The 18,972-nt window shown below is 36.6% G+C and carries 16 protein-coding genes and 1 pseudogene; 12 read left to right on the top strand and 5 right to left on the bottom strand.

The window, feature by feature from the left end:
- Nucleotides 1-273: 273 nt before the first annotated feature.
- The 5 genes from D0T85_RS12645 to D0T85_RS12665 all read right to left on the bottom strand — a co-directional run bounded on the left by D0T85_RS12645 (nt 274) and on the right by D0T85_RS12665 (nt 6,960).
- Nucleotides 274-2,787, bottom strand: coding sequence for an AsmA-like C-terminal region-containing protein (locus tag D0T85_RS12645; protein WP_163213762.1), 2,514 nt, complete (start codon nt 2,785-2,787; stop codon nt 274-276).
- Nucleotides 2,788-2,921: 134 nt separating this feature from the next.
- Entirely contained in the window at nt 2,922-3,311 is a 390-nt protein-coding gene (locus D0T85_RS12650) for an endonuclease domain-containing protein (protein WP_163213764.1), read from the bottom strand.
- 148 nt (nt 3,312-3,459) lie between these two features.
- Nucleotides 3,460-5,466 carry an AAA family ATPase gene (locus tag D0T85_RS12655; RefSeq protein ID WP_163213766.1) on the bottom strand — a complete coding sequence of 669 codons (2,007 nt, stop codon included), beginning with the start codon at nt 5,464-5,466 and terminating at the stop codon, nt 3,460-3,462.
- Between the two features lie 122 nt (nt 5,467-5,588).
- Nucleotides 5,589-6,149, bottom strand: a complete 561-nt coding sequence (locus D0T85_RS12660) for an ORF6N domain-containing protein (RefSeq protein WP_163213768.1) — start codon at nt 6,147-6,149, stop codon at nt 5,589-5,591.
- A 31-nt stretch (nt 6,150-6,180) separates the two neighbouring features.
- A complete protein-coding gene (locus tag D0T85_RS12665; protein ID WP_163213770.1) occupies nt 6,181-6,960 on the bottom strand; it encodes a Cof-type HAD-IIB family hydrolase in 780 nt (259 codons plus the stop codon).
- A 400-nt stretch (nt 6,961-7,360) separates the two neighbouring features.
- On the opposite strand from D0T85_RS12665, the gene D0T85_RS12670 reads away from it, so the two are divergent.
- The 12 genes and pseudogenes from D0T85_RS12670 to D0T85_RS12725 all read left to right on the top strand — a co-directional run bounded on the left by D0T85_RS12670 (nt 7,361) and on the right by D0T85_RS12725 (nt 18,958).
- A complete protein-coding gene (locus D0T85_RS12670) occupies nt 7,361-7,828 on the top strand; it encodes a DNA-binding protein (RefSeq protein ID WP_163213772.1) in 468 nt (155 codons plus the stop codon).
- A 562-nt stretch (nt 7,829-8,390) separates the two neighbouring features.
- Nucleotides 8,391-8,903, top strand: a complete 513-nt coding sequence (locus D0T85_RS12675) for a UpxY family transcription antiterminator (protein ID WP_163213774.1) — start codon at nt 8,391-8,393, stop codon at nt 8,901-8,903.
- Between the two features lie 26 nt (nt 8,904-8,929).
- Complete coding sequence (locus tag D0T85_RS12680; protein WP_163213776.1) at nt 8,930-9,388, top strand: UpxZ family transcription anti-terminator antagonist; 459 nt, start codon at nt 8,930-8,932, stop codon at nt 9,386-9,388.
- Nucleotides 9,389-9,405: 17 nt separating this feature from the next.
- Nucleotides 9,406-10,197 (top strand): annotated as a pseudogene (gene rfbA, locus D0T85_RS12685) (glucose-1-phosphate thymidylyltransferase RfbA); the annotation flags it as partial.
- A 39-nt stretch (nt 10,198-10,236) separates the two neighbouring features.
- A complete protein-coding gene (locus D0T85_RS12690; RefSeq protein WP_163213778.1) occupies nt 10,237-11,361 on the top strand; it encodes a DegT/DnrJ/EryC1/StrS aminotransferase family protein in 1,125 nt (374 codons plus the stop codon).
- Nucleotides 11,362-11,363: 2 nt separating this feature from the next.
- A complete protein-coding gene (locus D0T85_RS12695) occupies nt 11,364-11,936 on the top strand; it encodes an acyltransferase (protein ID WP_163213780.1) in 573 nt (190 codons plus the stop codon).
- Nucleotides 11,937-11,948: 12 nt separating this feature from the next.
- On the top strand, nt 11,949-13,238 hold the full coding sequence (locus D0T85_RS12700; protein ID WP_163213789.1) for a nucleotide sugar dehydrogenase: 1,290 nt from the start codon (nt 11,949-11,951) through the stop codon (nt 13,236-13,238).
- 24 nt (nt 13,239-13,262) lie between these two features.
- Nucleotides 13,263-14,705 (top strand): lipopolysaccharide biosynthesis protein, encoded by a 1,443-nt coding sequence (locus D0T85_RS12705; protein WP_163213791.1) that lies wholly within the window; start codon nt 13,263-13,265, stop codon nt 14,703-14,705.
- Nucleotides 14,706-14,712: 7 nt separating this feature from the next.
- Nucleotides 14,713-15,306 carry an acyltransferase gene (locus D0T85_RS12710; protein WP_163213793.1) on the top strand — a complete coding sequence of 198 codons (594 nt, stop codon included), beginning with the start codon at nt 14,713-14,715 and terminating at the stop codon, nt 15,304-15,306.
- A 22-nt stretch (nt 15,307-15,328) separates the two neighbouring features.
- Nucleotides 15,329-16,537, top strand: coding sequence for an O-antigen ligase (locus D0T85_RS12715; protein ID WP_163213795.1), 1,209 nt, complete (start codon nt 15,329-15,331; stop codon nt 16,535-16,537).
- 64 nt (nt 16,538-16,601) lie between these two features.
- Nucleotides 16,602-17,678, top strand: coding sequence for a glycosyltransferase family 4 protein (locus D0T85_RS12720; RefSeq protein WP_239060719.1), 1,077 nt, complete (start codon nt 16,602-16,604; stop codon nt 17,676-17,678).
- Nucleotides 17,675-18,958, top strand: coding sequence for a glycosyltransferase (locus tag D0T85_RS12725; RefSeq protein WP_163213799.1), 1,284 nt, complete (start codon nt 17,675-17,677; stop codon nt 18,956-18,958). Before D0T85_RS12720 ends, D0T85_RS12725 begins: the two co-directional genes overlap by 4 nt.
- Nucleotides 18,959-18,972: the final 14 nt, after the last annotated feature.

Below are 18,972 nucleotides of genomic sequence, written 5' to 3' on the forward strand. Positions count from 1 at the left end.
TGCCAATAGGATAATATGCCAATGTGCCAATTATTCTAATGTTTTAATATTCTAATGTGTCAATGGCCTCTTTTTCTCTGAACCCCGAAGTGGGTTCAACTTTTTCAGGGTTGAGTCTGTGTGGTGACTTGCCAGCCCCGGGCTGCGCTTCGCTAACCCGGGGTTATGCACATCTCACCCCTTTCGGGGCGATTGCTAAGATATGAATTAATTATTAAATTGTTAACATACTGCATAGCAATTGGCACATTATCCTATTGGCACATTAGAATATTATTTCTTCTTCTTAAATATATCCTTCAAAGCATCTTTAGCCTTTTCGGTAGCTTTTTCTTTTATCTCTTCTTTCAACGAATCTTTGTTTGCAACAATTGTTGAGTCTAAACCAAGTTTCTCGCCAAGCTTTTCGGTAACTTTTTCAACAGCCTGATCTTTTACAGCATCTACAGCCTGTTTGGCCATACTCTCTGTATCGACAGAGATTTTGGGCGAGGTAAATGAACCACCAATCTTAAGATCGACAGTAGATAACTGTGCAACCTTTCCGGCCGAGGCAGGTAATTGTATCTTACCAGTATAATCAATGGTTTGGTCGAGGCCTGTGGTACCGGATAGATTCATGTTATAATCCTTCCACTTGATGTCGAAAGGTTGAGTACCCAAACGTCCGTCTTTAATGCTGAAATCAATAGCCATATCTTTCACCGAAATGTTTTTGAATTCAGGCTTCTTCACAGCATCAGCTATTTTGTTTATTATCTCAACTTCGCTTAGGCTTAAACCTTTGGTCGACAGTTTACCTTCGCCTTGCATAGTCGATAATATAGGACTCATTTGGCTGTCTAATTGGGTATTGATCTTCATGCTGCCTGTAAACTTTCCTTTCAGATTCTCGAATACAGGAGCAAGTTGTTTCACCATATCCAACTCTTTGTATGTTTGAGCAAAGCTAAGGCTATCCATACGGAAGCTTGCGTTAAATACCGGCTTGTTAATATCGGTTGTTGAATAGTATCCGTTCATAACTACACCACCGCCCATTGTGTTTAAAGATAAGTTGCTCATGTCGGCTTTGCCGTTTTTAACAAGAAGTTTACCATTGATGTTCGAGAAGTTCATGGCACCAAAAAGAACTTTCTTCATGTTCAGGTTCATGTTGAAGTCGATGTTCTTCGGAATCTCAATCAGGCTCATCGGTACGGTGTCGGTTTCTGCTACTGTTTCTTCCGCATCGCTCATAAAATCATTGAGGTTGAAGTTGTTAGAGTTAATATTCAGATTACCTTTGATGGTACTATTCTTCAATACATAACCCATATAGTTTTCGAAACGGCAATCGGCAGTAATGTCGTTGCTGCCAATGTTAACAGTTGTTTCGCTCAATTGCAGGTATTGCGGTGTAAATGTAAACAACGACTGATGGATATCTACATCGGGCATATCCTGCATCTTCAGTTTCATGTCTGATAGTTTGATGGTTCCCGAAGCGTTGAATTTATCGTATTGTTCTTTCTCGATGTACGACATCCGTCCGGCTACAGACATGTTGGCGTTGATGGTTCCGTTCAATTCCATATCTTCGAGCGGATATACATCTTTAATCATACCTAGGTTGAGAACTCCGTTGGCACTTCCCTTGAAGTTTGCGTCGGATATGGGCGTTTTCACTTCGGCTGTCATGCCAAACGGATTACCACCCAACCGGAAGTTAAACGGATTGATGATTACTTCTGTACGATCGGCACTGCCACCGGGATTGCTTACCTTGGCCAGAATATTGATGTTGTCAACTCCTGCCGGCAATGATGGATAGCGGAACATAGCATTCTTTACTTCCATAACAGCGCTGAACTGTGGTAGTGTTTCTCCTTCCATAACCCCTTTTGCCTGGGCACTGAGAGTAACTGTACCATCGGTTTTTAGGCTGCTGAACTCTTTTGCATAAATAGCAGGGATAAGAGACAGGATTTCTTTGAATCCTACTTCGCTGGTGTTTAGGTTGAGGTTCATTTCCATGGCAGGGTCTTTAAGAGCCACCCAACCATCGATACCGGCTTTAATGGCATTGAGTGTAAACTCATTCTTTTCCAGCGTATATTTATTGTTGGCCATGTCGGCATCAATATTCATTTTGGCTGTAAATTTAGCTTTGTTAAGCAGAGGTATTCCACCCATTTTGTAGTTAAGTGAGCCAATGGCTGCATCTATCTTCATGGTGGTGCGGTCGGCACTCATATCGCCGGATATGGCTCCTTCTATATTCTGTACATCGGCCAACATATTGCCTTGGCGGTCGTCGTAGATAGCGTTAAGATTGTCTATAGACAGTTTTTTAAGCTGTATTTTAAAAGAAGAAGGTTCGTCGGTAGTCCCTTCTGTTGTTTCTTCGCTTTCTTTCATTATATCCCAGTTGGCTTTACCTGTTTCAAGCACAATGGCTTTTGCCCAGGTGTCTTTTATCCCTATTCGGGAGATTTCGTAGCCGCTATCGCCAAATAAGGAGAAAAGGTTGATAGTGGCGGTTAGTTCGCCGGCTTTAAGTAATGTATCGTTTTCGAATTCGTTAATACCTTTCAGCCAGAAGTCATTCAACGTTACCGATGCTTTTGGGAAGTGCTTGAACAAGCTGATGTCGAGGCTCTTGAAGTTGAACTCTGCATTCAGCATTTTGTTTCCTTCTGTTTTTACAATTTCTTCAATTTTTCCTTTAAATGCAAAAGGAAGTACAATCATGATTACCAGTATTACTGCTAATACAATTCCTGCAATTTTTAAAGATTTCTTCATAATGGTTGTTTTAAGTTATAGATATTTCATTTGCTTGTGTATTTGTCCAATCCCGCATGGAACTCCCCGCCCTTGAGGGGCGGGGTGGCCTTCAGGCCGGGGCGGGGAGTAAAAAACCATCCGCATGGTATAAATTACCTGTTTCTATCCGGATCACCTTTGTTTACTATCTTATCCCTATGCTCAAGTATCTCTCTAACAATACTTTCCGCGTCTAAAAATACAGTTTTATTTTCAAACCTTATTATCTTTATTCCAGCTTTTTGAAAAAGGTAGTTAGTACGGTTGTCATCATACTCTGAATTATAATAATGTTGTTCTCCATCCAATTCAATTCCTAAAAGTAATTCCGGACAATAAAAATCAAGTATATATGGACCTATTCCCTGTTGTCTTCTGAATTTTAATCCTTCAACTTGTTTGCCCTTTATTATCTGCCATAAGGCTGCTTCTGCAGGGGTTAAATTTTTGCGTAACTTTTTGCGGAAATGTTGTTGCTCGTCTCTATTTATAAATTCTCCCATATTGTCTTTAATGTTGTTTATGTGCCCTGCGAATGGTTTTTACTCCCCGCCCCGGCCTAAAGGCCACCCCGCCCCTCAAGGGTGGGGAGTTCCATGCGGCATCACTTACTGTGCAATGTCATTTATCCATGCGCAGGCATATAATATCTTATTTTGTCTTTTTCTTTTTCTTCAACTCCTCCGCCAGCCGCCAATGAATGGCAGCAAGTTCGTCTTTGCCATCCCTAAGCAGTGCATCGCCAAATAACTCGTGTGCTCCCGCATGATCGGGGTTGTACGAAGTTGCTTTATCAAAATCGGCAATGGCCCCTTCAATATCGTTTTTCTTTAGTCGTAATTTTCCTCTGTTGTAATATGGCTTAAATTCGGCTGGTCGTTGTTTAACAGCTGTATTAAAACACAAATCTGCTTCTTCAAGATTGCCATCATTCATCAATGTAACTCCTTTACGTATCCAGGCATCTGTCATATCCGGATACAGTTCCAAAGCCTTGTCGTAGTTGGCTAGTGCTGCCCTAACGTCGTGTGCATGGGTGATGGATTCGTTCCCCATTCTGTAATACTCGCGTGCAAACTTTTCGAGATTCTTCTGTTGGTTGTTCATCTTATCCTTTAAGCGTGTATTCTCATCGCGTAGCTTGTTGATAACTCCCAGTTTCCGGCGAATCAGCCGTTTAATGTGTGGTTTCTCAATATCGTAACGGGCGTGGATGGCAACAAAGAAATGATCCAGAAACTCATCAAAGTTCCCTTCGTCGAATGCAGCTACAGCTTCGGCATACTGTACATCTGCCTGAGCTTGCTTCAATGCGCGATCAATTGCCTGACGGTTGTTGAATCTTTCGGAAAAGTTCACAATTTCGGGGCGGACAAATATATCGCTGCGGCTGATGGCCCGTTTCAACTGAATTCCATCCAGTGATGTACAACGGCTCAATGCTACATAAGCCTGACCGCCAGCAAATACGCCTCCTGTAAAGTCTATTACTACACGGCTGAAAGTCAGCCCCTGACTTTTGTGTATGGTAATGGCCCATGCCAACCGGATGGGATATTGCACAAATACGCCCAGTTCTTCTTCCTCTATCTGTTTTTTCTTTTCGTTGTATTTATAACGTATGTTTCGCCAACTGTCTTTCTTCACATCGTACTCGCTGCCATCGTCGGTTACAACATACAATGTTCCTTCTTCATCTATTCCGCTAATAACTCCGATAGTGCCGTTTACCCATCGGCGATCGTAATCGTTCTTGATGAAAATAACCTGTGCTCCGGTTTTTACTACCAGGTCTTTGGGGGTTGGTAAACTGTTCTCTGGAAAATCTCCGGTAATTTCTCCCTCAAAGGTTATTGGGTCACCGGGTAGTTCGGCCAGTTTCTTTTCGTTCAGAAAGTCTACATTATCCCGGCGGGTTGCCAGAGTGATGTACATATCCTCTTCCGATTTATCTATATCGGTTCCGTAGCGGGTGTTGAGCAGTTGCAGATCCACTGCTCCGGCTGTGTTATTGCGTATACGGTCGAGAATACCTACAAAAACGGGGTCGGTTTGTCGGTAAACTTTCCGCAGTTCGATGGATACAAGATCGATCTCACTGAAAACCTTGGCCGAAAAGAAGTATGGGGTAGGGTAGAAGCGGCTGATAATTTCGCGTTCGTCGCTTTTAACAACGGGCTCAAGCTGAAACACATCGCCTACCAACAGTATTTGTTTGCCTCCAAAGGGTTGACGCAGATTACGCGAGTAAACCCGCAGTATACGGTCGATGGCATCAATTGTGTCGGCACGTACCATAGAAATCTCGTCGATGATAACAAGTTCCGTTTTTTCAATCAGTTTGCGGTGTTGTTTATTGTATTTCAGGAACTCGTGTATGCGACCCCGTTGCAGACTTAGGTTAGGGTCGTTGGGTAGTAACGGGTGAAAAGGGAGCTTGAAAAAACTATGCATGGTACTTCCTCCGGCATTAATGGCTGCTATTCCGGTAGGTGCAAGTACTACATGTTTTTTCTTTGTGTTCTGGCAGATGTACCGTAGAAAAGTAGATTTGCCTGTTCCGGCTTTCCCGGTCAGGAAGACGGACTGGCTGGTATACTGTATCAGATTCAGTGCATCCTGGAACTCTTTGTTGTTTTTATCGACTGTAAACTCCACTCTCAATTTGCTTTCTGATACAAATATAGGTGATAAAAATGAAAAGAGGACATGGAGTTAATTCTTTTTAGATTAGACACGGATTACGCAGAATTGCACGGATTTAAAAAAACATGGATATCTTATTTTCTAAACCCTTTTATTTCTGTGCGTGGTTTGTTTAGTCGTTTATTCTGTACTTGTAATTCTGCTAATGTTTCATTAATATTTTCAAGTTGCATTCGTGTATCTTCATGCATATCGTTGTAATCAGTAAAGACCTCTTCTATATATTCTTCTAATCTTTTGATTTCTTGTTTGATTAGCCCTATTTCATTATGAGGTGAAGTTGATGTCATTTGACGCACAGCTATGAAAGTACGCATAATCCCAATATTAATTTCAATGGCAGCTTCACTGTTTAGTACTGTAGAAAGCATGGCTACTCCTTGTTCAGTAAAGGCAAAAGGCATATAGCGTATACCTCCTCTTGAGTTTGAGGTCACAATCTGTGACCTCAAAGAATTAAACTCATCGTGAGTTAACTCAAACATAAAATCTTCGGGGAACCGTCGTATATTACGTCTTACTGATTGTTTTAATACTTTGGTTTCAGTACCATATATTTGGGCCAAATCAAAGTCAAGCATTACTTTGTAGCCTCTAATTTCGTATATTTTACTACGTATCAATTCTATCTCCATGAGTGCAAATTATATGAAAATTTTCACGTTTTCACTTTTCTATTATCCCGAAGTGCTCCAGCGCTTTCAGTATGCCATCATTATCAACTGTATCGGTAACATAATCTGCTACTTGTTTAACGTTGTCGTTAGCATTTCCCATGGCTACTCCTATTGCTGCATGTTTTAGCATACTGATGTCGTTACCGCCATCGCCAAAAGCCATTGTATCTTCCAAGGCAATGCCAAAGTGGTTGATAATGGCATCAATACCGTTGTTTTTACCACTTCCTACTGCTACAATATCTGTAAATGAGGTGTGCCAGCGCCCTGATTCGCAATGAGGTATTTGAGGCATTAACTTAACTTCCTGTGCCGGAGTTATAAAGGGCGACACCTGAAATATTTCTTTTCCAGGAATATCTTCTGGGTCTATTTGTGGTAAAGAGTGTACATTGAGCAGGGTCGAAAACTCGTCCGACATCCAATTAGGATTAACAATATACATTTTCTTTTCGGTAACAAAGGTGCTTGTTATTGTTTTCTTCCGGATGATGTTGGTCAATGTTTGTACATCCTCGGCCGGAATACTGTTTTTATAGATAACTTCATCTTTGCCGGCAAAACAGATTGATCCGTTCATGGTGATATATCCATCGAACTCCAGATTGCCAAGGTTGTTAATGATGGCCTTGGGGCGTCCGGTAGCAATGAATACTTTAATTCCTTTTTCTTTTACCTTAGCTATCGCATCAATTGTTGAGGCGGGGACTTTGTGTGTGTTGAAGGATACCAGGGTACCGTCAATATCAAAAAAGAGTGCTTTTATCATACTTGTTAAAATTTCATCTACATTAAATGTGGGAGTTTCTTTGTTCGGACGAAAGGTTGAGCGAATGAAACGTAATTATTAGGTTACCGTATTTGTTTGCATAGGATAGTGCATCTGTTTGCAAATATACGGAAATAAATATGGTTTTAGCAAAGGTTTCGTGTTAAATCAAAAACGAGGCCTTCTATATCCGTTGGTATCCATTGGTATCCGTTTGTGTCCATCTAGCTACTTTCAGTGCATTCGCCAATTTTGGAGTATTTATGTTTGCAGAGCGTTAACGCAAAAGCAATTTATTAATTCAAATTTTAACCCGAATGGAGCGAATGCATTTATCGAGGAAAGCACGGCCGGCCTACAAGATTCTTTCAGTCGCAAAGTTCACAAAAACAATTTAATTATGAGTATTCCTTATAAAGTAGTAAAACAATCATTCGGTTTCGATGAAACAAAAACCGAGAAGTATGTAGTAAAAGCAGTAACAGGCGAAATGCTAACTTTCGACAAAGTGTGTAACCAGGTATGCCAGATTTGTGGTGCCCACCGCGGAACAGTGAGTCAGGTAGTTGGAGGCTTGCTCGATGTAATGGTAAACAACCTCGATATGGGTCACAGTGTACAGTTGGGCGAATTCGGTATTCTGCGTCCCGGTTTGCGTACCAAAGCACAAGATAGTGAAGAGGCAGCCAATGCCCATGCCATTTACCGTAAGAAAGTAAACTTTGTGCCAGGCAAAATGTTGAAGAACTTCCTTAAAGATGTAGCAATTACCCGCGCATCAACCGGAGTAACTTCCACAAAAAAGAATGAAGACAGCGATTCTGGCGATGATGGTGGTAGCGGAGGATGGATAGATCCTACTGCATAACAGTATAATAGTTGTCCTTAAAGAGGCATAGATGAGAAGTAAAGGCTTCCATCTGTGCCTTTTTTTGTACCCTTATGGCAAAATTAGTGGTTACCACGGTAAGTGTCGGTGGTTACCATCATGCCTTTTGGTGGTTACCACGGGTGTTTATGGTGGTAACCATTGAGGGGTGTGGTGGTAACCACTGAATTGGATATTAACATATGAATATTGGGAGAATTTGGATATTGGGAGTGTCAAAAGACGTTCGTTTAATGAACTCATATTTTAAAATTTCAGGAGATATATCCAATTGTAGAGAGACGGTCTACTCAATTCTTTAGCATCTAGTGGGTTATGTGTACCTTTGAAAAAATAAATCGCTTTTCTTTGTGTATTCATATAAAGACATTAACTTTGCGGCATTAAACGAACGTTTTTTGATTGGCTTTGAGCTACTAACATCCGATTAGTTTAATATTAAGATTCTAATAAATTTACGTTTTGGTAGAGGTATTATGTCTCGTCCAAAACGCGAAGCGTTCCTGAAAGCAAATAAAGATTCGAGAATACAAGTTACTAAATGTCTGACGTACAAGAGTTTTGGTTTGTTGCAAGAACAAGAAAAGATCAGGAATTAACAATTCGCGAATCGTTAGAAAAATTTGGAATTGAACATTTTATTCCCACTCATACAGTAATAAGGCAATTAAAGTATCGAAAAAAACGGGTAGAAGTTCCTCTCATTCGTAACATGGTATTTATTAAAGCCACCAAAGAGAAGGCAATGGCATTGCCCAATGAATATGGCCTTCAGATCTTCTACATCCGCGATTATATCTCACATCAAACGCTTGTAGTTCCAAACAAACAGATGGAAGATTTTATGTTTGTAATGGATCTGGCGCCCGACAAAGTAACTTTTGATGATAGCGACCTGAAACCTGGAGTAAAAGTACAGGTTGTAAAAGGTAATCTGTGTGGAGTTGAGGGTGAATTTGCAGCTTTGGCAAATCATGCATATGTGATGATTCGGATACCTCAGGTACTCTCTGTAAGTGTGAAGATACCAAAGAGTTATTTGCGACTATTATAAATCTCTATTTCCAAAACAAATAATCTATGAATAAAGTCACAGAACTTTATCAATCAGCTTACCGTCTGTTGCATTTAGGTGAAGATGGTAGTCCTGTTTACAGCGATGAATTTTCAAGGTTGAATACCGAAGTACTTCAACAAGCCGAGAGCTTGTATATTACAAAAGGCGATACACCAGAAGAAGAAGGAGAACTTTGTTTGGCTTTGTTGATGGGATTCAATGCTAGCATTTATAATAATGGAGATAAGGAGGAAAAAAAGCAAGCATTATTAGACCGGATTTTTGTGATTCTTGATGTATTAAATAATTCGGTATTGAAATGTCGGTTACTACTGATTTGCTATGGCGAGGTATACGAGGATAGCTTATTGGATGATGCAAAAACTGTGATTATGAGCTGGGGAGGACGAGAGTTGACAGAGGATGAGAAGGGGGCGATGGGGGAGTATAATGAGATTTGTATTTCCAATCGTAAATCGTAAATCGTTTAATCGTAAACATGAAGGGTATTGTATTAGCTGGCGGATCGGGTACTCGTTTACATCCAATTACTAAGGCTGTGAGCAAGCAGCTACTTCCTGTTTACAACAAGCCTATGATTTATTATCCCATCTCTGTGCTTATGTTGGCTGGTATTCGGGATATCTTAATAATTTCTACTCCTATTGATCTACCTGGTTTCAGAAGATTGTTAGGCGATGGTTCCGATTTTGGAGTGAACTTCCAATATGCAGAACAACCTAGTCCGGATGGATTAGCACAAGCATTTATTATTGGCGAAGAGTTTATCGGAGATGATTCTGTATGTCTGATACTTGGAGATAATATATTTTACGGACAGGGATTTACTGCAATGTTAAGAGATGCTGTCCGCATAGTTGAAGAAGAAAAAAAGGCAACCGTGTTTGGATATTGGGTAAATGATCCGGAACGGTATGGTGTTGTTGAGTTCGATTCAGAAGGAAACGCACTAGCAATTGAAGAAAAACCCCAGAAACCCAGATCGAATTATGCCGTGACAGGGTTATACTTTTATCCGAATAAGGTTGTTGAGATTACTAAAGGGGTTAAACCTTCGGCAAGAGGGGAACTGGAGATAACTACAGTAAATCAACAGTTTCTTGATGATAAAGAATTGTGCGTTAAGTTGTTTGGCCGCGGGTTCGCGTGGTTGGATACAGGAACGTTTGATTCGTTGTCGGAGGCAAGCACGTTTATTGAGGTGATTGAGAAGAGGCAGGGGATGAAGGTGGCTTGTTTGGAGGAGATTGGGGGGAGAATGGGGTGGATTTGATAGGGGAAAATAGTCAAAAAAACATCAACATAAGTTATGAAAATTCAAATGGTCGACCTATATGGTCAATATCTGAAAATAAAAGATGAGATCAATTCGGGTATTCAAGAAGTGATCGAAACCACTTCTTTTATCAATGGTCCTAAAGTGAAAGAATTTGCTACACATTTAGCTGAATATTGTGATGCAAAATATGTAATACCTTGTGCAAATGGTACTGATGCATTGCAAATTGCTCTCATGGCCTTAGGACTAAAACCTGGAGATGAAGTGATAGTACCAGCATTTACTTATGTAGCTTCTGCTGAGGTAATAGGACTATTAGGATTAATACCAGTAATGGTTGATGTTGATTATGAGTCGTTTAATATAACAGAATCTAATATAATAAAAGCGTTAAGTACTAAAACTAAAGCTATTATACCTGTACATCTTTTTGGTCAGTCTTGTGATATGGAACCTATCATGCAGCTTGCAGAAAAATATAATCTTTATGTGATTGAAGATAATGCACAAGCCTTAGGCGCAGTCTATTCTTTTTCAAATGGCACAAAAAAACATACTGGAACTATTGGACATATAGGGTGCACTTCCTTTTTCCCATCAAAGAATTTAGGATGTTATGGTGATGGCGGAGCAGTATTAACAAATGATGAAAATCTGGCTAAATCCATACAGATGATAGCTAACCATGGACAACAAGTAAAGTATCATCATAAAGTTATAGGTTGTAACTCTCGCTTGGATACTATGCAGGCTGCTGTATTGGATGTAAAGTTAAAGCATTTGGATGAATATTGTCAGGCGCGTAAAATTGCAGCAGCTTATTATTCACAAAAATTGCAAGAGGTTAAAGGGTTAACTGTTCCGATGCAAATATCTAATAGTACACATGTATTTCATCAATATACATTAAAAGTGCATAATGGAGAACGAGATACATTGAAAGACTTCCTAGCACAAGTGGGTATACCCTCTATGATTTATTATCCTCTTCCATTACAACAACAAGAAGCTTTCAAAGATATTACCAGAACAGGTGAAGAATTGAAGAATGCTGAAACTTTGGCAAACTCAGTGCTTTCACTTCCTATACATACTGAAATAACTCAAGTCGAACAAGATTATATTATATCACGAATTAAAGATTTCTTTAAATAAGTATGCAAAAATACTTTGCTCACAAAACTGCAACTATTGATGAAGGAGCTCAAATAGGTGCAGGAACAAATATATGGCATTACAGCCATATAATGGCTGAATGTGTCATAGGCGATAAATGTAACATTGGCCAAAATGTAGTTATTTCTCCTCAAGTAATATTAGGGAACAATGTAAAAGTACAAAACAATGTGTCTGTATATACTGGTGTTACTTGTGGTGATGACGTGTTTCTGGGACCCTCCTGTGTATTTACAAATGTAACAAATCCTCGTAGTGCTATAAATCGAAAAGCAGAATATGCAAAAACCCATGTGGGCAAAGGTGCAACTATTGGCGCTAATGCAACTATTGTTTGTGGACATGATATTGGTGAATATGCTTTTATTGGTGCAGGAGCTGTTGTTACAAAAAACATTCCTGCTTATGCTCTAGTTGTAGGTAATCCTGCCCGGCAAATAGGGTGGATGAGTGAATATGGACATCGGTTGATATTCAACACAGAGGGAGAAGCTGTTTGTCCCGAAGGAAATGTAACCTATATTTTAAAAGATAACATTGTAACAAAAAAATAATAAAACACAGTCATGTATAATAAATTAGTAAACAAAGAAGCTAAGTTAGCATTAATCGGGCTAGGATATGTAGGCTTACCTATTGCATTGGAATTTGCAAAAAAAATATCTGTAATTGGTTTTGATATCAATGAATCTCGCTTAGCAAAAATGCGTGAAGGGATTGACCCATGTGGTGAACTAGAAAGTTCTGCATTTGAAAATGTAGATATAGAATTCACATCATCGATTGATAAACTTAAAGAAGCTTCTTTCTTTATTGTTGCTGTTCCTACTCCCATAGACAAATACAATCAGCCTGATCTTAAACCTCTTATTGGTGCATCCCGTTCAGTCGGACAAGCTTTAAAGGTCGGGGATTATGTTGTGTACGAATCAACTGTATATCCTGGTTGTACAGAAGAAGATTGTTTACCTGTGTTGGAAGACATTAGTGGTTTGAAAGCCGGTGTTGACTTTAAATATGGATATTCTCCAGAAAGAATAAATCCGGGAGAGAAAGTACATACACTTCCCAACACTATAAAAATTGTATCAGGAAATGATCCTGAAGCATTGGATGTTGTAGCAAAAGTATATGAGTTGGTTGTAAAACCAGGAGTTCATCGCGCACCTAATGTTAAGGTAGCCGAAGCTGCAAAAATTGTAGAAAATACTCAGCGGGATGTCAATATAGCTTTGATGAATGAATTATCTATCATTTTCAGCCGTATTGGAATTAATACTTTTGATGTGTTAGAGGCAGCTGGGACAAAATGGAACTTCCTGAAATTCTACCCAGGTTTAGTAGGAGGACATTGTATTGGTGTTGATCCTTATTATTTAGTGCATAAAGCCAATGAAATGAAGTATCATCCACAAATCATAAGCTCAGGACGATTCATTAATGATTCTATGGGTGGTTATGTGGCTAAGAAGTTAGTCAAGAGGCTTATTTCTTTAGGCAAAGGCATTCTTGGCTCACGTATTCTTGTGATGGGAATGACATTTAAAGAAAATGTCGCAGATATCCGTAATTCTAAAGTTATTGATATAATCAATGAATTAAAAGACTATGGGTGTGATGTTGACGTAGTCGACCCGTATGCAGATAGCGATGAGGTGCTTCACGAATATGGATTTAGATTGGTAGAAAGACCCCGTGATAATTATGATGCAGTGATTGTTGCTGTGGCACATGATGAATATGTGAATTTGGATGAGAAGTATTTTAAAGGATTGACATATGATAATGCAGTGCTAGTTGATATTAAGGGGATGTATAGAGGGAAGATTCATGGGTTGAAGTATTGGAGCTTGTAATCAGAATTTGATAGCAATAGAAAAATGGCATCTCGAAGTTCAAAAGTAATATCATTATCTTTAGCTCAAGGAATCGTTACATTAATAACAGTGGTCTCTGCAATGGTTTTTGCTAGATACTTATCTGTTGCTGATTATGCTACTTATTTACAGACGTTTTTGGCATACGATTTTCTTGTACCAGTCTTGACTTTGGGATTGCCTTCTGCATTATATTATTTTTTGCCTTCTGCTGGTAATGACTCAAAAGGTATTGTCATTGATAACATGGCATTACTTTTTTTTTCCAGCTTAATTTTTTCTTCATTTCTAATTCTTGGAGGAACTGAATTATTAGCAAAACGTTTTGATAACCCCAATTTGCTTCATACATTAAAATGGCTAAGTTTTTATCCATTATATACTTTTCCTGTTTTAATACTTTCTCCTATATTGGTAATAAAAGATAAGGTACAATTAAATGCAAAATATAACGTTTTTACAGGTATTGCATTAATGTGTAGTGTAATCTTCGCAACTATTTATGCAAAAGATTATCAAGCCCCTATTCTTACACGAATAATTGTACCTATACTTTTCTTTCCTATTGCATTATATTTTTCGTTTAGGTATGTATTAGGAAATTGGAGATTGCCTAATAGTTCTTCAATGTGGAGAATTCTTAAATTTTCAATACCTTTAGGATTGGCTTCTATATTAGGAACTCTAACATTACAGTTGTCTAATTTGATTGTTTCCATTTTGTGCACACCAGAAGAATATGCAATTTATGCTAATGGGGCTCGTGAAATACCAATGATTGGAATAATAACAGGTTCTATATCGGTTGTAATAATGGCAGATATGTCCAAGCAATGTAAGGAGAACAAAAAAGAAGATGCATTAGTGTTGTTTAAAAAGTCAATATCTATTGGTGCTTCATTTTTAATACCCTTGATGGTTTATCTTTTTGTCTTTGGAAAATCTTTTATAAAAGTATTATATACAGATAAGTATATTGATAGTTTGATCCCATTTACAATATTATTGTTACTGTTACCTATACGGAGTATAAATTTTGGCTCGATTTTTATAGCAATAGGAAAATCAAAATTGGTATTGTATCGTAGTGTTATTGAATTATTTTTAACCATGTTCTTCGTTTTTTTTTATGTAAAACATTGGGGCTATTCAGGGGCTGCCTTTGCTCTGGTTTTTACTATTTACTTGTGGACTATCCCATATAATTTGTTTACATTGGGGAAAGAATTTTCCGTGTCGCCTTTTCTTGTTATTCCATTTAAAAATTTTTTTAGGATATTTGCAATATCTTTATTATCCATTGTGTTCCCTTCTATTACTTTATTTTTTGAAATATCTCCTTTGCTTGAATTAATATTTACTTTTTTTTGTTTCATATTGATATATTTGTTTTTGGCTTATAAGTATATTCCGGATTTGACTTTTTTTAAGCACGCAAAGCGTTAAACGAAATATGATTGATTTGTTAAGAAAGATATTAAAATCCCCAATACTGTCCATTAAGTATTTTCTATATTATCTTTTTGGAAATACTGTTGGGAGAATAGCTTATTCCTCAAAATATTTAGTAGGGAAACATTTTCAAAAAATACATTCTTCTGGTTGGAAATGGGTGTATCACTCTTTTATTTGGCAAAAAATATTTGGAATTAATAGGCATGTGCCTTGGCCGACATCCAGAAATATTTTAATTGTTTCTCCACAGAATATCTTTTTTCATCCGGATGATTTAAATAATTTTCAGACAATAGGAAATTATTTTCAAGCATGTGAGAAAATAGAAATAGGGAAGGGAACTTATATTGCTCCAAATGTAGGACTAATTACACAAAATCATAATCTAAAAGAATTGGATAAAAGAGGAGTTGCAAAAGAAATTATTATAGGGGAACAGTGTTGGATAGGGATGAACTCTATGATTCTTCCTGGAATAGTTTTAGGAAAGAATACAATAGTTGGAGCTGGTTCAGTTGTGACAAAGAGCTTTTCTGAAGGAGGATGTGTTATTGCAGGGAATCCTGCAAAAATAATAAAACGAATAATGTAAAAGCATAGACTATTTTGCCTAAATGGAAGTGTTTTTAACTATATATTTATTATCGGGAATAATAAAAGCGTATTTGATTTTTTATAATATTAATCCATCTTATGATATAACTCTTTTGTCTGGAATTTTGGCTCTTTTAGTTTATTTTTCACAAGAGCTATATACTAATAATGGAATCATTCATGTGTCGAATAAACGCAATTATGTAATATTTTCGTTTATGCTTTTTTGGCTATGGATGTTTATAAGTTTAATTTATACCCAATCCCCTGAATATTCCATGGAAAAAACAATACTATTTGGCACCAATATAATACCAGTATTTCTAATTAGCGTAAAACGTGATTTTAATATTTCTCTTTTTTTAAAGAGTTTTTTTGTTGTAACATTGTCGTTAACAGTGCTTTATGTACCAATTTTATTTTTTTATCAAACAATAGGGGTTGAAAACTACGAATCTGTAAATGCATTATACTTGATTTTAGGAATTTCATTAGGTGTTTGTGCTGTTTTTCTGACAACTAAAGAGAAAGACCTATTTGGGAAAAAGGTTGATAGGATTAGTTCTATATTATCATTCTTTCTATTAATAATGTTAGGTGCTCGAGGGCCATTGTTATTTGCTGTGTTTTGTGTTTTATTTCCATGCCTATTTAAAAGGAAGATACACATTAAAACAAAATTAGAAAAAAAAACAATCACTAACATACTCTTTTTCTCTTTACCATTCTTGTTGCTAATAGTTATTCTGTTATGTAGATATGAATCATTTTTTGAAGTTTTTTTTGAACGTTCTTTTGGACGGTTGTCACAACTCATAGATGGTTTCTTTGGCAATTCTGATATGGGGGAGTCTGCTAATGCTAGGATCACTCATTTTGAAAGTTCCTTGAATATATTAAGAAACCCGTCGAATTTTTTATTTGGCTTAGGGATTGGTAGTTATGGTATAGTAACATCTGGAAGTGACGGTCGTCTTTATCCTCATAATTTTATTCTTGAAATTTGGACAGAATTAGGATTGATAGGAGTATTATTATTCTTTCTTTTTCTTTCAAAGACGCTCTATATATCTAAGAAGCAATCACATACTTATGTAACTAGTGCACTTGTTATTTATACGTTGTTAAATCTTTTAAAATCCAGTTCTTTAGTAGATATACGATTGTTTATAGCAATTTGGTGTATGTATTGGTGTAATACTAATTGTATGGCTAAGGAAAAAATGTAAATTCATGAATATTTTACATATATGTAATGATGCGCAAAAAAATTCATTGTATCAGGATTTTTTTATGCAATTAAGTCAATTAGGACATAAACAACAAGTTATTGTACCATGTTTTAAGCAAACGGAGAATATAATTTGTGGTGATGTCAGGTTCGAGTATTTCATTCGTGAAAGTAATTGGATGAAAAGATTTTTTTTTATGAGAAAAATAAAAAAGATCACTCACTTTGTGGAAGAAAATATAGAGTTAGAAAAAATAGACATAATACATGCCCATACACTTTTTAGTGATGGAGCAGTAGCATATATATTAAATGGAAAATATAAAATTCCATATATTACTGCAGTTAGAAATACAGATATAAACATTTTTTTTAAATATCTAATTCAATATAGAAAACTTGGTGTTGAGATTTTAAAATGTGCAAAAAAAATAATATTCCTATCTCCATATTATAAGACAAAGACCATTAAATGTATTTTATCAGGTAAGCTGTCGGGTCAAATATCTGCAAAGAGCTATGTTATCCCTAATGGAGTTAATGCCTTCTGGCTTTATGACAGAATGGTAAAAAAAAGAAAAGAAGACAAGGCTTTTTCTCTATTATTTATAGGTTCATTTGATAATAATAAGAATATTATCAAAGTTTGCAAAGCAATTGAGTCACTAAATAAAATAGGGCTAAATATAAAATTTACTGTGGTTGGACGTGGGTGGAAGGGTAGTGAAAGTTACACGAAAAGAATTGAACAGATAGAAGGTATTTCATCCTACCTTACCATAATCGATCATCAAGGAAAAGAAGAGCTAAAAAATATATTTGCTGATAATGATATTTTTATTATGATGTCAAAAAAAGAAACTTTTGGATTAGTATATGTCGAAGCTTTAACACAGGGACTTCCCATAATTTACTCTAAGGGGCAGGGAATAGACGGATATTTTAAAGAAGGGAGCGTTGGTTATCATGCAAATCCAAATAGTGTTGATGATATTGCATTGAAAATTAGACAAGTTGTTGAGAATTACAATGATATTATTGAAAATATTGCTTCATCTGATTTTTCTTCGTTTAATTGGCGTAATGTAGCTTTAGAATATGATAAGATTTATACTCAAATAAAAAATGAGCAGAGATGAAGATACTTATTTGTAGCAAACGATTTTATCCTCATAATGTAATAGGTGCAGTTCGACCCACAAATATTGCTAAAAATTTGCAAGCATTTGGCCATGAGGTTACCGTTATCACTTACAAGCCTGATGATCATGATTTTGAAGAACTTGATAACCTAACAATTCTTAGAGTCTCTCAAAGTACATTCATAGAAAAGTGGAAAAAAAGAATAGAAAGTACATCTATTAATTCGCTTAAAAGATCTTTTCTTTCTATTCAAATTGAACGTTTATTTGCTTATTTATATGAATATGACTGGTATTTGCAGGCGAAAAAAAAAATAAAAAAAATTTCGAATAAGGAATATGATGTTGCTATATCTTCATATGCTCCATTGTCTTCTTTGTATTTAGGGTATTGTGTGTATACAAAGGGAATCGCTAAATATTGGATTGCTGATTTTCGTGATAATATTCAAAGTGAAGGATCTCCTAAGATTCTAAATTGCTTATTGAATAAATTAGAAAAGAGAGTGTATAATAAAGCAAATGCACTCACCTTTGTTTCAAAAGGCCAACAATATATGTTTTGTAGATCAGTGGGGGTACCCTTGAATAGCGAAAAAAAAACACACGTAATTTACAATGGTTTTGAGGATGAACTAATAATTAATAAATCAAGCAAGTCTGATTGTATTTTGAGATTAGCTTATACAGGTAGGTTATATAATGGAAAAAGGGATGTTAGTCTATTGTTGAAGGCTCTATCTTCTTTGATAAGTGATGGTTGTATTGAACCATCTTATGTAAAATTCATTTATGCAGGAAATGATTCGGATGTTTTACAAAGACAGATGAAAGCATATAAGAATATTGAATCTTGTGTGGAGATTGTTGGCTATTTAGATAAGAAAGAGATAAAGAGTTTACAAGAGCGTTGTGATATTTTGGTTGCTTTAAGCTGGAATACAGAATTTGAACAGGGTATACTAACTGGCAAGTTTTTGGAATATTTGTGCTCATATAAACCTATAATTAGTATAACAAGTGGAGAACTTGCGCATTCAGAATTATCACAGATGATTAATGACATGGATTTGGGAATAGCTTGTGAATATATAAATAAAGATAATGATTTCCAACATTTGAAGAAGTATATATGTGAACAGTATCAACTAGTTCAAAAAGGTGAACCATTGTCTTTCTGCCCTGATTTGAACAAGATAAAACAATATCAATACTTTAATCAGATTAGGAAATTTGAAAAAATTTCTTTTGAGCTTATGGAAGGTGAATATTTATAAAGTTAAACGTTGAA

Origin of the sequence: Bacteroides sp. 519, assembly GCF_010500955.1 — a bacterium.
GTDB lineage: Bacteria > Bacteroidota > Bacteroidia > Bacteroidales > Bacteroidaceae > Bacteroides.

Bases quoted from the DNA above. Each gene is read 5' to 3' on its own strand.
- D0T85_RS12715 (WP_163213795.1), top strand. From the start codon at position 15,329: ATGGAAGTGTTTTTAACTATATATTTATTATCGGGAATAATAAAAGCG.
- D0T85_RS12710 (WP_163213793.1), top strand. From the start codon at position 14,713: ATGATTGATTTGTTAAGAAAGATATTAAAATCCCCAATACTGTCCATT.
- D0T85_RS12720 (WP_239060719.1), top strand. From the start codon at position 16,602: ATGCAATTAAGTCAATTAGGACATAAACAACAAGTTATTGTACCATGT.
- D0T85_RS12695 (WP_163213780.1), top strand. From the start codon at position 11,364: ATGCAAAAATACTTTGCTCACAAAACTGCAACTATTGATGAAGGAGCT.
- D0T85_RS12660 (WP_163213768.1), bottom strand. From the start codon at position 6,149: ATGGAGATAGAATTGATACGTAGTAAAATATACGAAATTAGAGGCTAC.
- D0T85_RS12650 (WP_163213764.1), bottom strand. From the start codon at position 3,311: ATGGGAGAATTTATAAATAGAGACGAGCAACAACATTTCCGCAAAAAG.
- D0T85_RS12670 (WP_163213772.1), top strand. From the start codon at position 7,361: ATGAGTATTCCTTATAAAGTAGTAAAACAATCATTCGGTTTCGATGAA.
- D0T85_RS12645 (WP_163213762.1), bottom strand. From the start codon at position 2,787: ATGAAGAAATCTTTAAAAATTGCAGGAATTGTATTAGCAGTAATACTG.
- D0T85_RS12700 (WP_163213789.1), top strand. From the start codon at position 11,949: ATGTATAATAAATTAGTAAACAAAGAAGCTAAGTTAGCATTAATCGGG.
- D0T85_RS12725 (WP_163213799.1), top strand. From the start codon at position 17,675: ATGAAGATACTTATTTGTAGCAAACGATTTTATCCTCATAATGTAATA.
- D0T85_RS12690 (WP_163213778.1), top strand. From the start codon at position 10,237: ATGAAAATTCAAATGGTCGACCTATATGGTCAATATCTGAAAATAAAA.
- D0T85_RS12665 (WP_163213770.1), bottom strand. From the start codon at position 6,960: ATGATAAAAGCACTCTTTTTTGATATTGACGGTACCCTGGTATCCTTC.
- D0T85_RS12675 (WP_163213774.1), top strand. From the start codon at position 8,391: ATGTCTGACGTACAAGAGTTTTGGTTTGTTGCAAGAACAAGAAAAGAT.
- D0T85_RS12705 (WP_163213791.1), top strand. From the start codon at position 13,263: ATGGCATCTCGAAGTTCAAAAGTAATATCATTATCTTTAGCTCAAGGA.
- D0T85_RS12680 (WP_163213776.1), top strand. From the start codon at position 8,930: ATGAATAAAGTCACAGAACTTTATCAATCAGCTTACCGTCTGTTGCAT.